This window comes from Burkholderia sp. ABCPW 11, assembly GCF_001523445.1.
GTDB lineage: Bacteria > Pseudomonadota > Gammaproteobacteria > Burkholderiales > Burkholderiaceae > Burkholderia.
The window spans coordinates 182,121-197,382 of sequence record NZ_LOVM01000008.1; the positions used below are offsets into that span (position 1 = coordinate 182,121).

12 protein-coding genes are annotated in these 15,262 nt (G+C 68.4%); 6 read left to right on the plus strand and 6 right to left on the minus strand.

What is annotated here, in order from left to right:
* Nucleotides 1-9: 9 nt before the first annotated feature.
* Both WS61_RS04910 and WS61_RS04915 read left to right on the plus strand, forming a co-directional pair.
* The gene (locus tag WS61_RS04910) at nucleotides 10-1,170 is read left to right on the plus strand and encodes an acyl-CoA dehydrogenase family protein (RefSeq protein ID WP_059499498.1); all 1,161 of its coding nucleotides are present in this window, start codon (nucleotides 10-12) and stop codon (nucleotides 1,168-1,170) included.
* A gap of 39 nt (nucleotides 1,171-1,209) precedes the next feature.
* Nucleotides 1,210-2,148, plus strand: coding sequence for an alpha/beta hydrolase (locus WS61_RS04915; protein ID WP_059499499.1), 939 nt, complete (start codon nucleotides 1,210-1,212; stop codon nucleotides 2,146-2,148).
* A gap of 58 nt (nucleotides 2,149-2,206) precedes the next feature.
* Here WS61_RS04915 and prpF read toward each other — a convergent pair whose 3' ends face one another.
* From prpF to prpB, 4 genes are all read right to left on the minus strand, one after another.
* Nucleotides 2,207-3,397, minus strand: a complete 1,191-nt coding sequence (gene prpF / locus WS61_RS04920; RefSeq protein WP_059499500.1) for a 2-methylaconitate cis-trans isomerase PrpF — start codon at nucleotides 3,395-3,397, stop codon at nucleotides 2,207-2,209.
* Nucleotides 3,398-3,421: 24 nt separating this feature from the next.
* Nucleotides 3,422-6,016, minus strand: a complete 2,595-nt coding sequence (gene acnD / locus WS61_RS04925) for a Fe/S-dependent 2-methylisocitrate dehydratase AcnD (RefSeq protein WP_059499501.1) — start codon at nucleotides 6,014-6,016, stop codon at nucleotides 3,422-3,424.
* 83 nt (nucleotides 6,017-6,099) lie between these two features.
* Nucleotides 6,100-7,272, minus strand: a complete 1,173-nt coding sequence (prpC, locus tag WS61_RS04930; RefSeq protein ID WP_059499502.1) for a 2-methylcitrate synthase — start codon at nucleotides 7,270-7,272, stop codon at nucleotides 6,100-6,102.
* Between the two features lie 41 nt (nucleotides 7,273-7,313).
* Complete coding sequence (gene prpB, locus WS61_RS04935) at nucleotides 7,314-8,207, minus strand: methylisocitrate lyase (protein WP_059499503.1); 894 nt, start codon at nucleotides 8,205-8,207, stop codon at nucleotides 7,314-7,316.
* A gap of 170 nt (nucleotides 8,208-8,377) precedes the next feature.
* Between prpB and prpR the strand changes: the two genes are divergently transcribed.
* On the plus strand, nucleotides 8,378-10,360 hold the full coding sequence (prpR, locus tag WS61_RS04940) for a propionate catabolism operon regulatory protein PrpR (RefSeq protein ID WP_059499504.1): 1,983 nt from the start codon (nucleotides 8,378-8,380) through the stop codon (nucleotides 10,358-10,360).
* Nucleotides 10,361-10,375: 15 nt separating this feature from the next.
* Here prpR and WS61_RS04945 read toward each other — a convergent pair whose 3' ends face one another.
* A complete protein-coding gene (locus WS61_RS04945) occupies nucleotides 10,376-11,002 on the minus strand; it encodes an ABATE domain-containing protein (RefSeq protein ID WP_257127030.1) in 627 nt (208 codons plus the stop codon).
* 122 nt (nucleotides 11,003-11,124) lie between these two features.
* On the opposite strand from WS61_RS04945, the gene WS61_RS04950 reads away from it, so the two are divergent.
* Nucleotides 11,125-11,508 carry a VOC family protein gene (locus tag WS61_RS04950; RefSeq protein ID WP_059499506.1) on the plus strand — a complete coding sequence of 128 codons (384 nt, stop codon included), beginning with the start codon at nucleotides 11,125-11,127 and terminating at the stop codon, nucleotides 11,506-11,508.
* A gap of 189 nt (nucleotides 11,509-11,697) precedes the next feature.
* Here the strand turns inward: WS61_RS04950 and WS61_RS04955 are convergent, their stop codons facing one another.
* Nucleotides 11,698-12,546, minus strand: a complete 849-nt coding sequence (locus WS61_RS04955) for an ureidoglycolate lyase (protein ID WP_059499507.1) — start codon at nucleotides 12,544-12,546, stop codon at nucleotides 11,698-11,700.
* A gap of 663 nt (nucleotides 12,547-13,209) precedes the next feature.
* Here WS61_RS04955 and WS61_RS04965 point away from each other — a divergent pair.
* Together WS61_RS04965 and WS61_RS04970 are read left to right on the plus strand one after the other, a co-directional pair.
* The gene (locus tag WS61_RS04965; protein WP_059499508.1) at nucleotides 13,210-14,031 is read left to right on the plus strand and encodes an IclR family transcriptional regulator; all 822 of its coding nucleotides are present in this window, start codon (nucleotides 13,210-13,212) and stop codon (nucleotides 14,029-14,031) included.
* 175 nt (nucleotides 14,032-14,206) lie between these two features.
* A complete protein-coding gene (locus tag WS61_RS04970; protein WP_059499509.1) occupies nucleotides 14,207-14,758 on the plus strand; it encodes a hypothetical protein in 552 nt (183 codons plus the stop codon).
* Nucleotides 14,759-15,262: the final 504 nt, after the last annotated feature.

Sequence of the window (15,262 nt, forward strand, 5' to 3'; positions counted from 1 at the left end):
CCCACGCTGATGAATTTCGAACTCGAACTCGAACTCGAACACCGGATGATCCGCGAGCTCGTCGCACGCTTCGTGAAGGACGAACTGATTCCGCTCGAAGCGGCGGTGATGGCGCGCGAAGCCGACGGCCAGCGCTTCGGGCTGCTCGCCGACGAACGCGCGCACCTCGACGCGCGCTCCCGGCAACTCGGCCTGTGGGGACTCGACGCACCGCTCGACGCGGGCGGCTCGGATCTGCCGGCCGTCGCGATGGTCGGCGTGAACGAGGCGATCGGCACGACCGTCACCCCGTACATCCTGCCGCCCGACTCGCCCAACCTGCGGATGCTGTGCGACGCGGCCGACGATGCGCAACGCACGCGCTATCTCGAACCGTACGCACGCGGCGCCACGCGTGCGGCGATGGCGATCTCCGAGCCCGGCGCCGGCTCCGATCCGGGCGCGCTGTCAACGACGGCCGTGCGCGACGGCGACGGCTGGGTGCTGAACGGCCGGAAGATCTGGATCAGCCACGCGACCGAGGCCGACTGGACGATCGTGATGGCGCTGACCGATCGCAACAAGGGCAAGCGCGGCGGCATGTCGGCGTTCATCGTCGATCGCGGCACGCCGGGCTTCGTCATCGAGCGCCGGATTCCGATGATCGGCGGGCTGTCGACCTACGAAATCGTGCTCGAAGACTGCCGCATTCCCGCGGCGCAACTGCTGGGCCGGGAAGGCGCCGGCTTCGCGCCGATGCAGGCCCGGCTCGCGAACCGGCGGCTGGAGATGGCCGCGTGGTGCATTGGCCGCGCCGAGCGCGCGGTGGCACTGCTGTGCGACCATGCGAAGCAGCGCACGACCTTCGGCGTGCCGCTCGCGGAGCGTCAGGCGGTCCAGTGGTGGGTCGCCGACGCGCTCACGCAGATCCACGCATGCCGCCTGATGACCTACGAAGCGGCCGCGCGCGTGGATGCCGGGCAGGATGCCCGCACGCAGATCTCGATGGTCAAGGTGTTCGCGACCGAAATGGCGTGGACCGTCATCGATCATGCGATGCAGACGCTCGGCGCGATGGGCATGACGAAGGAAATGCCGTTGCAGCAGATGGCCACCGAGGCGCGACTGATGCGCATCTTCGAAGGCCCGACCGAGGTGCACCGCTGGGTCGTCGCACGTAGCGTGCTGTGACCGCGGCGCGCCGCCCACTTCCCAGGATGGAGCCCCGCATTGAAGACCCTGCATCTCGTCGATCCCGAAATCCGCCCGCTGCTCGAGACCTGGCCGACCGTCACGCTCGACGCCGACAACCTCGCGCAGTCGCGCCAGCGCGTGCTGCCGCTGCCGCCGCCCGACCTGGCCGGCAGCACGCTCGAACGCCGCACGGTGCCCGGCCCCGCCGGCGCGCCGGACGTCCCGGTCCTCGTCTATCTGCCCGACGGCCACGCGCGCCCGCTGCCGGCGATCATCCACCTGCACGGCGGCGGCTTCGTGCGCGGCGCGGCGAAGGATCTCGAAGCGGTGCACCGGTCGCTCGTGATGCAGCTCGGCTGCGCGCTGATCTCAGTCGACTACCGCCTCGCGCCAGAAACCGTGTTTCCCGGCGCGATCGAGGACTGCTATGCGGCGCTCGCCTGGGTGTTCCGTCACGCCGACACGCTCGGCGTCGACGCCGCGCGGATCGGCGTGGCGGGCGAAAGCGCGGGCGGCGGGCTCGCCGCCGCACTGGCGCTGCTGGCGCGCGACCGCGGCGAATTCCCGCTCGCGTTCCAGCACCTGATCTATCCGATGCTCGACGATCGCACCTGCACGCGCACGCCGCATCCGCATGCCGGAGAATTCATCTGGCATGCGGCCAACAACCGGTTCGGCTGGACCGCGCTGCTCGGTCACGCGCCGGGCATCGACGGCGTGTCGCCGTACGCGGCGGCCGCGCGCGCCACGCGGCTCGACGGCCTGCCGCCCACGTTCCTGTCGGTCGGCTCGCTGGACCTGTTCCTCGACGAGAATCTCGACTATGCGCAGCGCCTGCTCCGCGCGGGCGTGCCGACCGAGCTGCACGTGCTGCCCGGCGGCGTACACGGGTTCGACATCGTGCCCGGCGCGCGCATCTCGGAAACGGCGCGCCGCCTGAGCCACGACGCGCTGCGCCGCTTCCTGCACGGCTGACGAAAACGACGCGGGCGGCCGAAGCCGCCCGGATCCTCACCGGTACCGACGACGTCGATCAGAACGCGTCGCCCGGCACTCGCACCCAGCCTTCCATCAGCACGCGCGCGCTGCGGCTCATGATCGCCTTCGTGACGGTCCACTCGCCGTTCTCGCGCCGCGCTTCCGCACCGACGCGCAACGTGCCCGACGGATGCCCGAAGCGCACCGCGTTGCGTTCGCCGCCGCCCGCCGCGAGATTGACGAGCGTGCCCGGAATCGCCGCGGCCGTACCGATCGCGACCGCCGCCGTGCCCATCATCGCGTGATGCAGCTTGCCCATCGACATCGCGCGCACCAGCAGGTCGACGTCACCCGCATTCACGCGCTTGCCGCTCGATGCGACGTAATCGGCCGGCTTCGCGACGAACGCGATCTTCGGCGTGTGCTGCCGCGTCGCGATTTCGTCGAGCGTGTCGATCAAACCCATCCGCAACGCGCCGTGCGCGCGGATCGTCTCGAACTTCTCGAGCGCCTTCGCGTCGCCGTTAATCGCGTCCTGCAGCTCGGTGCCCGTATAGCCGATCGCTTCGGCGTCGACGAAGATCGTCGGGATGCCCGCGTTGATCATCGTCGCCTTCAGCGTGCCGACGCCCGGCACGGCCAGATCGTCGACGAGGTTGCCGGTCGGGAACATCGAGCCGCCCGCGCCTTCTTCCTCGGCGGCCGGATCCATGAATTCGAGCTGCACCTCGGCGGCCGGGAACGTGACGCCGTCCAGCTCGAAGTCGCCCGTCTCCTGCACCGCGCCGTTCACGATCGGCACGTGAGCGACGATCGTCTTGCCGATGTTCGCCTGCCAGATCCGCACGGTCGCGACGCCGTCGCGCGGCACGCGCGCCGCATCCACGAGGCCGCCGGCGATCGCGAACGGGCCGACGGCCGCCGACAGGTTGCCGCAGTTGCCGGTCCAATCGACGAACGCGCGATCGATCGCGACCTGCCCGAACAGGTAGTCGACGTCGTGGCCCGGCCGCGTGCTCTTCGACACGATCACCGTCTTGCTGGTGGACGACGTCGCGCCGCCCATCCCGTCGATCTGCTTGCCGTACGGATCGGGGCTGCCGATCACGCGCAAGAGCAGCGCGTCGCGCGCGGCGCCGGGCGCCTGCGCGGCATCCGGCAGATCCTGCAGCCGGAAGAACACGCCCTTGCTGGTGCCGCCGCGCATGTAAGTGGCGGGAATCCTGATTTGAGGAATATGAGCCATGTCTGTGTTCCCAATGTGCGCCGTTCAGGCGGCCTGCGACGATTCGAGGAAGTCCTGCGCGAAACGCTGCAGCACGCCGCCGGCCTCGTAGATCGACACTTCCTCGGCCGTATCGAGCCGGCACGTCATCGGCACCTCGACGCGCTCGCCGTTCCTGCGGTGAATCACGAGCGTCAGGTCGGCGCGCGGCGTGCGCTCGCCGATCACGTCGAAGGTCTCGGTGCCGTCGATACCGAGCGTCGTCCGGTTGGTGCCCGGCTTGAACTCGAGCGGCAGCACGCCCATCCCGATCAGGTTGGTGCGGTGGATCCGCTCGAAGCCTTCGGCGGCGATCGCCTCGACGCCCGCGAGCCGCACGCCCTTCGCGGCCCAGTCGCGCGACGAGCCCTGGCCGTAGTCGGCGCCGGCGATCACGATCAGCGGCTGCTTGCGATTCATGTACGTCTCGATCGCTTCCCACATCCGCATGACCTTGCCTTCCGGCTCGACGCGCGCGAGCGAGCCCTTCTTCACCGCGCCGTCGACGACCGCCATCTCGTTGATCAGCGTCGGGTTCGCGAAGGTCGCGCGCTGCGCGGTCAAGTGGTCTCCCCGGTGCGTCGCGTACGAGTTGAAGTCCTCTTCCGGCAGGCCCATCTTCGCGAGGTATTCGCCGGCCGCGCTGTTCGGCAGAATCGCGTTCGACGGCGACAGGTGGTCGGTCGTGATGTTGTCGCCGAGCACCGCGAGCGGGCGCATGCCCTTCAACGTGCGCTCGCCGGCCAGCGCCCCTTCCCAGTACGGCGGGCGGCGGATGTAGGTGCTCTGCGCGCGCCAGTCGTACAGCGGCGCCGCGCGCTCGCCGGCGTCGGCGCTGCGCGCGAACATCGGCTCGTAGACCTTGCGGAACTGCTCGGGCTTCACGCTCGACGCGACGATCGCATCGATCTCCTCGTCGGTCGGCCAGATGTCCTTCAGCGTGACGGGCTGGCCGTCGGGGCCGTGGCCGAGCACGTCCCGCTCGATGTCGAAGCGGATCGTGCCGGCGATCGCATACGCGACCACGAGCGGCGGCGACGCGAGGAACGCCTGCTTCGCATACGGGTGAATGCGGCCGTCGAAATTGCGGTTGCCGGACAGCACGGCCGTCGCGTACAGGTCGCGATCGACGATCTCCTGCTGGATCTTCGGGTCGAGCGCGCCCGACATCCCGTTGCAGGTCGTGCACGCGAACGCGACGATGCCGAAGCCGAGCTTCTCGAGTTCCGGCAGCAGGTTCGCTTCTTCGAGATACAGCTGAACCGCCTTCGAGCCGGGCGCGAGCGAGCTCTTCACCCACGGCTTGCGCGTGAGGCCCTTCGCATTCGCGTTGCGCGCGAGCAGGCCCGCGGCGATCACGTTGCGCGGGTTGCTGGTGTTCGTGCAGCTCGTGATCGCGGCGATGATCACCGCGCCGTCGGGCATCTGGCCCGGCTTGTCTTCCCACTGGCCGGCGATGCCGCGCGCGGCGAGATCGGACGTCGGCAGCCGCTTGTGCGGGTTCGACGGGCCGGCCATGTTGCGCACGACGCTCGACAGGTCGAACGTCAGCGTGCGCTCGTATTGCGCGTCGGCCAGCGTGTCGGCCCACAGGCCGGCCGCCTTCGCGTAGGTCTCGACGAGCTTCACCTGCTCGTCGCTACGGCCGGTGAGGCGCAGGTAGTCGATCGTCTGGCCGTCGATGAAGAACATCGCGGCCGTCGCGCCGTATTCGGGCGCCATGTTCGAGATCGTCGCGCGATCGCCGAGCGTCAGGCTCGCCGCGCCTTCGCCGCGGAACTCCAGGTACGCGCCGACCACCTTTTCCTTGCGCAGGAACTCGGTCAGCGCGAGCACCACGTCGGTCGCGGTGATGCCGGGCTGGCGCTTGCCGGTCAACTCGACGCCGACGATGTCGGGCAGCCGCATCCACGACGCGCGGCCGAGCATCACGTTCTCGGCTTCGAGGCCGCCGACGCCGATCGCGATCACGCCGAGCGCGTCGACGTGCGGCGTGTGGCTGTCGGTGCCGACGCAGGTGTCCGGGAACGCGACGCCATCCTGCGCCTGGATCACCGGCGACATCTTCTCGAGATTGATCTGGTGCATGATGCCGTTGCCCGGCGGGATCACGTCGACGTTCTCGAACGCCCTCTTCGTCCACTCGATGAAGTGGAAGCGATCCTCGTTGCGGCGATCCTCGATCGCGCGGTTCTTCGCGAACGCGTCCGGATCGAAGCCGCCGCATTCGACGGCGAGCGAGTGGTCGACGATCAGTTGCACCGGCACGACCGGGTTCACCTTCGCCGGGTCGCCGCCGCCGTCCGCGATCGCGTCGCGCAGGCCGGCGAGATCGACGAGCGCCGTCTGCCCGAGGATGTCGTGGCACACCACGCGCGCCGGGAACCACGGGAAATCGCGTTCGCGCTTGCGCTCGACGATCTGCTTCAGCGACTCGGCGAGGATCGCCGGATCGCAGCGGCGCACGAGGTTTTCGGCGAGCACGCGCGACGTGTACGGCAGCGTGTCGTAGGCGCCGGGCGCGATCGCGTCGACCGCGGCACGCGCGTCGAAATAGTCCAGCGACGTGCCGGGCAGGGGTTTGCGGTTGGCGGTATTCATGATGTGGGGCGGGAATTCGGGGTATGACGCGCCGCGCGCGCCGGCCGCCCGCCTCGCGGGCGCCGGTGCGCGCGGCGGGCGTGTCAGCGCTTCTCGATCGGCACGAACTGCAGGTCTTCCGGGCCCGTGTAGTTCGCGCTCGGGCGGATGATCTTGTTGTCGATGCGCTGCTCGATGATGTGCGCGCTCCAGCCCGACGTGCGCGAGATCACGAACAGCGGCGTGAACATCGCGGTCGGCACGCCCATCATGTGATACGACACCGCGCTGAACCAGTCGAGGTTCGGGAACATCTTCTTCGCGTCCCACATCACCGATTCCAGGCGCTCGGCGATGTCGTACAGCTTCAGGTCGCCCGCTTCCTTCGACAGCTTGTGCGCCACGCCCTTGATCACCTTGTTGCGCGGATCGGAGATCATGTAGACCGGGTGGCCGAAGCCGATCACGACTTCCTTGTTCTCGACGCGGCGGCGGATGTCGGCTTCGGCGTCGTCCGGCGAGCTGTAGCGGCTCTGGATCTCGTATGCGACTTCGTTCGCGCCGCCGTGCTTCGGCCCGCGCAGCGCGCCGATCGCGCCGGTGATCGCCGAGTAGATGTCCGATCCCGTGCCCGCGATCACGCGGCCGGTGAACGTCGACGCGTTGAATTCGTGCTCCGCGTACAGGATCAGCGACGTGTGCATCGCCTCGACCCACGACTTCGACGGCGTCTTGCCGTGCAGCAGGTGCAGGAAGTGGCCGCCGATCGAGTCGTCGTCGGTTTCGGTCTCGATGCGCTTGCCGTTGTGCGAGAAGTGATACCAGTACAGCAGCATCGAGCCGAGCGACGCCATCAGGCGGTCGGCGATGTCGCGCGCGCCCGGCAGGTTGTGGTCGTCCTTCTCCGGCAGCACGGTGCCGAGCACCGACACGCCCGTGCGCATCACGTCCATCGGGTGGGCCGATGCCGGAATCTGTTCGAGTGCGGCCTTCAGCGCGCTCGGCAGGCCGCGCAGCGCGCGCAGCTTGGCCTTGTAGGCGGCCAGTTCGGTCAGGTTCGGCAGCGTGCCGTGCACGAGCAGGTGCGCGATTTCCTCGAACTCGCACGATTCGGCGACGTCGAGAATGTCGTAGCCGCGATAGTGCAGGTCGTTGCCGGTCTTGCCAACCGTGCACAGCGCGGTGTTGCCGGCCGTCACGCCCGACAGCGCCACCGACTTCTTCGGCTTGAATGCGCCTGCGGCGGCCGGTGCTGCTGCGTCTTTCGTCTCGCTCATGTTTTCCTTCTCCAATGGGTATCGGGGGGGTGCGGGCCGCGTTACTTCTTGCCCTGCGCGAACAGTTCGTCGAGCTTGCGCTCGTATTCGTGATAGCCGAGGAAGTCGTACAGCTCGGCGCGCGTCTGCATCGTCGGCACGGCTGCCTTCTGCGTGCCGTCGCGGCGCAGCGTTTCGTAGAAGTTCAGCGCAGCCTTGTTCATCGCGCGATACGCGCCGCAGCAGTACAGCGCGATGTCGACGTTCGCCTCGCGCAGCTCTTCGACCGTAAACAGCGGCGTCGAGCCGAATTCGGTCAGGTTCGCGAGGATCGGCACCTTCACGGCCGCCTTGAAGCGACGATAGTCGTCGAGCGTCTTCATCGCTTCCGGGAAGATCATGTCCGCGCCGGCTTCGACGTACGCGACCGCGCGCTCGATCGCCGAGTCGATCCCTTCGGCGGCGGCCGCATCGGTGCGCGCCATGATCACGAACTGGTCGTCGGTGCGCGCATCGACCGCGGCCTTCACGCGATCGACCATTTCGTCGGTCGGCACGACTTCCTTGCCCGGGCGGTGGCCGCAGCGCTTCTGGCCGACCTGGTCCTCGAGGTGCACGGCCGCGACGCCGGCGTTGATGAACGAGCGGATCGTGCGCGCGATGTTGAATGCGCCGCCCCAGCCCGTGTCGATGTCGACCAGCAGCGGCAGGTCGGTCGCGTTGGTAATCCGGGTCGCGTCGATCAGCACGTCTTCCATCGTGCTGATGCCGAGGTCGGGGATGCCGAGCGAGTTCGCCGCGACGCCGCCGCCCGACAGGTACACGGCCTTGAAGCCGACGGCCTGCGCCATCTTGGCCGCGTACGCGGTGATCGCGCCGACCACCTGCAGCGGCTGCTCGGCCGCGACTGCCGCGCGGAATTTCGCGCCGGCGCTCTGAAGATGCGTATTGCTCATGAACGGCCTCCTGATGGAATGCCCGATAACAGCAAGGACCGGGCCAGCTTGCAAAACGCCGCTAACCCACTGATTCTTAAGCAACCGCCGAGGGCGTTGCATCGGTCTCTCATTTCAATTCGGCAATTTCATGTTTCAAAAATGAAATCGCGCGCACATAATCGGCCGTCATGGACCTCTCTTCGACCAAGCCCGTCGGCCCTGCCGACCGCACGGTGCGCCCGCGCATCTGGGCGATGGGTATCAGCCGCCTGCGCGACCTGTTTCGCGAGATCGCCGGCGAATTCGACGAACGCGCCGACGTGCGCATCGTGACGCGCGCGTACGAGGACGCGCTGAGCGCGATCGCCGAGGCCGGCGCCGCGCGGCCCGACGTGATCGTCGCGGCCGGCTCGAACGGCGGCTTCCTGAAAACGCGGGCGCAGGTGCCGGTGGTGGTCGTGTCGCCGACCGGCTTCGACGTGATGCAGGCGCTCGCGCGCGCGCGGCGCGATGCCGCGCGGATCGCGCTCGTCAGCGCCGGCGAAACGCCGCCCGAGGTGCGCCGCTTCGTCACCGCGTACGGCCTCGACGTGCAGTTTGCGTCATATCAGTCCGCGCAGGAAGCGGAAGCCTGCGTGCACGACCTGCGCGATCGCGGCATCGAAACGATCGTCGGCCCGGGCCTCGTTACCGATCTCGCGGCGAGCGCCGGCATGGGCGCGGTGTTCCTGTATTCGCACGCGTCGGTGCGCAAGGCCGTCGAGACGGCGCTCGAAGTCGCGTATGCGACGCACGCGGAGGCATTCCGCCGCCAGCGGCTCGACACGCTGCTGCAGCACCTGCGCGACGGCGTGGTCGCGCTCGACGCGCACGGCCGCGTCGAGGCGATTAACGAACGGCTCGCGTCGGCGCTCGGGGTCGAACCCGCGGCGGCCGTCGGCCGTGCGCTCGTCGACCTGCGGCCCGAGCTGCGCACACTGCGCGGCGAAGACGGCGACGCGCTCGCGACGATACGCGGCGTGCGCTACGTCGTGCATCGCGGGCCGCTGGTCGATCGCGGCGTCACGTCGGGCAGCGTGCTGACGTTCCAGGAATCGCGCGCGGTCGAACGGCTCGATCGCGCGTTGCGTTCGCAACCGACCACGCAGCAGTTCGCCGCACGCTACGCGCTCGACGACGTGGTCGGCGCATCGGCGCCGATGACGCGCGTGCGCGAGCTCGTGCGCCGCTACGCGAAATCCGACGCGACCGTGCTCGTGCTCGGCGAAAGCGGCACCGGCAAGGAAATGATCGCGCAGAGCCTGCACGCGCTGTCCGCGCGGCGCAACTATCCGTTCGTCGCGGTCAACTGCGGCGCGTTTCCGGAAGCGCTGCTCGAGAGCGAACTGTTCGGCTATGAAGAAGGCGCGTTCACCGGCGCGCGGCGCGGCGGCAAGACCGGCCTGTTCGAGGCCGCGCACCGCGGCACGCTGTTTCTCGACGAGATCGGCGAGATGCCGCCGTCGCTGCAGAGCCGGCTGCTTCGCGCGCTGCAGGAGCGCGAGGTGATCCGCCTCGGCTCGACCGAGCCGATCCGCATCGACGTGCGCGTGATCGCCGCGACGCACCGGCCGCTGCTCGCGGCCGTCGAGGCCGGCACGTTCCGCGCGGATCTCTATTACCGGCTCAACATCCTGAACGTCGGCCTGCCGCCGCTGCGCGAGCGCGCGGCCGACATTCCCGCGCTCGCGGCGACGCTGCTCGTGCAGGCTGCGCGGCGCGAGCCGCGTCTCGCCGAACGCGTGCGCGACACCGACGACGCGCTGCGTGTGCTCGACGCGACGCAAGCGACGCTCGCGCGCTACCGCTGGCCCGGCAACGTCCGCGAACTGCAGAACGTGGTCGAGCGGATCGCGGTGGAGCTGGCCGAGGAAGCCGACGAGAGCGATCCGGGCGCCGCGTGCGCGGCGCTCGCCCCCGGCGCGCTGCAGGCGATCGCGCCCGAACTGTTCGCCGCGCCGCCCGACGCGGCCGACGCCGACGACACGCAAACGCTGCATGCGCGCCGCCGTCGCGCGGAAGCCGACGAGATCCGCGCGGTGCTCGACGCGTGCGGCGGCGACCGCGACCGCGCGTGCGCGATGCTCGGCATCAGCAAGACGACGCTGTGGCGGAAGCTGTCGGCGAAATAGGTTCGGGCCGCCCGGTCATTCGGCCTTGTGATAGTGGCGATACGCCTTCGCGCGATTGCCGCACGACGACATCGAGCACCAGCGTCGGCTGCCGTTCTTGCTGTCGTCGATGAACAGCCACTGGCATGCATCGTTCGCGCAGCGCTTGACCTTCGCGAGCCGCGTGCTGCCGAGCAGGTCGATCGCCGACCACAGCACCGGGCTCAGCAGCCTCGCGAGCGGGGCTCCCGGCGCGTCGATCCGCCACGCATAGCGGCCATCGACGCGCACCGGCGCAACGCGCGGCGACGCTTCCGCCAGAAAGCCGCCGAGCAGCGCGAGATCGGCATCCCGCGGCTCGCGCTGCTCCGCCTGGGCGTGAAACAGCCGGTATAGCGCCTCGCGCAACGCGAGCGCCCGCGCGAGCATCGTCGGCTCGTCGCCCTTTTTCTCTTCGTCAGGCACGCGACATGCGTCGGCCAGCCCGGCCGGTACGCCCGCCTGTTCGCGGCACCACGCCAGCAGGTCGTCCAGCGTGCCGAAGGTTTCCGTCGGCGGGTCGCTGCCGCGCCAGTACAGCGTGTTCGCAAAATCGAGGCTCAGCGTTTCGGGCGGCGCCGGGATCAGGCAGTTCGTCGTGACGGAAGGTTGCGTTTTTCTCATGGTGCGATCGTATCTAACCACCATGCCAGTTGACAAGCGTCCGAGCGATTTCTAACATAACCGCCATGGTGGTTAAAAACAGGGGGCTGCACTGCCCTTCCCTTCGATCCAAGGAGACACAGATGATCGATCGTCTTTCGTTCAACGTTATCCACATCGCCGCCGGCCGCACGTACGACGACATCACGCTCGGCGCGCTTCGCTACAAGCGTCTGTATAGCGACGACGGCGCCATCGGGTACGGCACGACCGAGCCCGAGCTGTGGTTGCAGCACGCGGCTCGCCCCGTCGTCGCCGATCCCGATTCGGGATTGCACCTGTCGTTCAAGGCCGCGTCGCCGGTCGAGGTCGATGCGTTCTACCGCGCCGCGCTCGAGCACGGCGGCAAGGACAACGGCGGGCCCGGCAAGCGCGAGCACTACGGCCCCGGCTATTACGCGGCGTTCGTCGTCGATCCCGACGGGTATCGGCTCGAAGCGCATTGCGAGCTCGACAACGTCGTCTGATCCGCTGCGTGCGGACGCCGGACGAGCGACAAAGGCCCGATTCCGCCTCGCGCGGAACCGGGCCCATGGTTTCGACTACCTCGTCGTTCGGTGCGCGCCGGTCGCGGCGGCGGTCATGCCGACGGATCGGGCAGCATGGCCCGCGCGCGGGCGGCTACATGTTCCCGCCGGCCCGCGCCGCTCACGCGCTCATTGCGCGTTGCGCGTGCTCTGCAACTGCTCGCCGAGCCCTTCGATCCCGAGGCGCACCGTCTGGCCGGCCCTCAGGAACACCGGCGACGGCTTGATGCCCATGCCGACGCCCGGCGGCGTACCGGTCGTGATCACGTCGCCCGGCTGCAGCGTCATGCAGGTCGACAGATACGCGATCAGTTGCGCGACCGTGAACACCATCGTGCGCGTGTTGCCGTTCTGATAGCGGTGGCCGTCGACTTCGAGCCACAGGTCGAGACGCTGCGGATCCGGCACTTCGTCGCGCGTGACGAGCCACGGGCCGAGCGGGCCGAACGTGTCGAAGCCCTTGCCCTTGTCCCACTGGCCGCCGCGCTCGATCTGCCATTCGCGCTCGGACACGTCGTTGACGACGCAGTAGCCCGCGACGTAATCGAGGGCGCGCGCTTCGTCGACGTCCTTGCACGTCGCGCCGATCACGACACCCAGCTCCACTTCCCAGTCGGTCTTGACCGAACCCTTCGGGATGTCGATGCCGTCGTTCGGGCCGCAGATCGAACTCGTCCACTTGCCGAACACGACCGGCTCCTTCGGCACCGCCATGCCGGCTTCGGCCGCGTGGTCGGCATAGTTCAGGCCGATGCCGATGAACTTGCCGACGCGACCGACGCACGCGCCGATACGCGGCTCCCCGGACACGAGCGGCAGCGTGGCGGGATCGATCGCGCGCAGCCGCGCGAGACCCGCGTCGGACAGCACATCGCCGGCAAGGTCCGGCACATGCGCGGACAAGTCGCGAATCCGGCCGGCCGCGTCGAGGATGCCGGGCTTTTCCTGGCCGGACGGGCCATAGCGAAGCAGTTTCATCGTGCTTAACCTCTGTTGTCGAATGGGACAGGATACCGGCCGACGCGGCCTTTCGCGGCCGCGCGCCGGACGGGTTGTCGATCGTCGAGTGCACGCGTCGGCGCCGTATGCGGCGTGCCGTCGACGCGCGAGAGTCGCGCGGGCGCAGCGATCGCGGCGCCGTACGACGGTACGGCGCGCATCGAACGGGCGGCCGCCGGTCTGCGCATCGGCGACGACGGCCCGGCATCCGCGACGCGTGCCGGCCCATGCCGGCCGGCTGCACGCGCGGCCGCGCCGTCGCTGGCCCGCAAGCCTTTGTACCATCGGCCGCGCGCCGTGAAATGACGCGCGACGGATACCGACTATTGGTGCGCCTGCCGACGCTGCGGCGCAGCACCCGCTGCACCCACGTCGATCGCTCGGCCGTCATTCGCGGCGGCGCCTGCCATCGGTGCATGAATACTGGCAATTCGGGGTGCCCCTGTCATCGAAAACGTTTGCCCATCCGTTCTTGTTCGGTAACGATCGGTAAAAAGACGCTGCATTGCACACTGTATGTTTATTGCTAAGCTCGCACGGATGGTTTCCATGGCCATCCGCGGGGCCGCCCTGTACGCGTGCAGAACCGGCCAGCGTGCGTCGCCGACCGATCGACGGTAATCCCCCAACCTCACACCGACAATGCAGACAACCAACGACCCGCTTCCCGGCTGCGACGCACGGGAATCGATGGCCGCAATCGACCGCTATCGCGCACCCGCGCTCGACAAGGGCCTCGACATTCTCGAACTCCTGTCCGAGCAGAAGGAAGGACTCACCCGCACCGAAATCACGAAGGAGCTCGGCCGTAACGCGAGCGAAATCTACCGGATGCTCGAACGCCTCGTCGCGCGCCGCTACGTGATGCGTTCGACCGGCGGCGACCGCTACACGCTCAGCCTCAAGCTGTTCGCACTTGCGCACCGGCATCCGCCGATGAACCGGCTGATCGCCGAGGCGCTGCCGCCGATGCAGCGCTTCGCCGATGCCGCCGAGCAGTCGTGCCACTTGTCCGTCTACGATCGCGGCAACCTGCTCGTGATCGCGCAGGTGGACGGGCCCGGCCCGTGGGGCGTGTCGGTCCGGCTCGGCTCGCGCGTCGGCCTCGCCGATACGGCGTCGGGCTGCATGATGCTGGCGTACCAAAGCGCCGAGCAACGCGCGCACATGCTGGCCGAGCACTGCAAGGTCAAGGGCGAGGCGCCGCTGAACGAGCAGGAGCTCGCGAATGCGTGTCAGTCGATCCGGCAGTCCGGCTATCTGCGCCAGGACAGCCGGCAAGCGTATGGCGTGACCGACCTGACCGTGCCGATCCTCGGGCCGGCCGGCCACGCGATCGCGGTGCTGACCTGCCCGTACATGCGCCGCATCGATGCGCACATGGCGCCGTCCGTCGACGTGGTCGTCGGCGCACTGCGCGATACGGCCGCCCATCTGTCGATGTGCCGCACCGAGACCTGCTGACGAGCGGGTTACCCGGAAAAATGCACGGGCACGGCGCAGCGGCGCCGGCTCCGGATATGCGCGACGCCCGTGCGGTGCCCGATGCGCGACGTCGCATCGGGCACCCGCGGCGCTACGCTAGAATAGCGGCCCTCTCAAAAACTACGGCGGCCGGTTGTCACGGCCGTCGTATTCGATGGATGTCATGGCCAAACTTCTGAACGATCAAGAATTCCAGCGTTTCTCCGAACTTCAGCAGAAGCAGGCAAGCTTCACGATCACGCCCGAGGAAGCGGACGAGTTGCGCGATATCGTCGCGCGCGCGCAGAAAAAGCGCGACGATCGTGCCGCCGCAATGCAGGCGATCGAAAACTACATCGAGCAGTTCGACATCACGCCCGATGAACTCTTCTCGCCCGAGCAGATCGGCGACGCGGCGCGCACCTACGGGCTCATCACGGCGACCAAGAAGGAACGCACGCTGCCGCCGTCGATCACGTTCAACGGCAAGCCGTACCAGTGGACCAAGACGCTTCCCGACGACGTGCGCGGCGCACTGTTCGACGCGTTCACGTCCGGCGAGTCGGTCAGGCGCTTCATCGCGATGCCGAAAGACACCGCGCGCTGTGCGCTCACGATCGCCCGCCTCGAACGCGAAACCGGTGCAGTCTATGCCGATGCGCACCTCGAGGAACTCGCGATTTCGCGCGACCAGGTGAACGACGCGGCGTCGAAACTCGCTGCGTGAATGTAATTGCGGGCACGGTTCCTGCGTGCCCGCACTCGCGCTTCACGCCGGCACGGGCCGGCGTCGCGCCCACAGGAGCCGTGCGTCAGCATGCTCCCGAAAAAGCTCACCTCGGCATCCTGCAAGCGCTCACCATGGTCTCCCGAAAAGCCTCACCCGAGACTCCGGAGACGCTCACTGACGGCTCCCGAACGTCCTCACCAATCGCTCCCGCAGGTGCTCACCGAAGCCTCCCGGAAAGGCTCACCGGCGTCTCCCGCAGGTACTCACCGGCCGTTCCCGGGAGAGCTCACCGAACCCTCCCGTATCGGCTCACCATGCTGCCCCGGAAAAGCTCACTCGCCGTTCCCGAAAAGTCTCACCTTGGCGACGGCTTTGAAAACGCGAGGCCGGAACACGGCAGCGAATGCTTGCAGGCACATCGGTGGAAACGGCTGCGGCGGGCCAATATCGCAGCACGCTGCGAGCATCGCCGGACACCATGCGTGCGTTGCGGTATCGCTT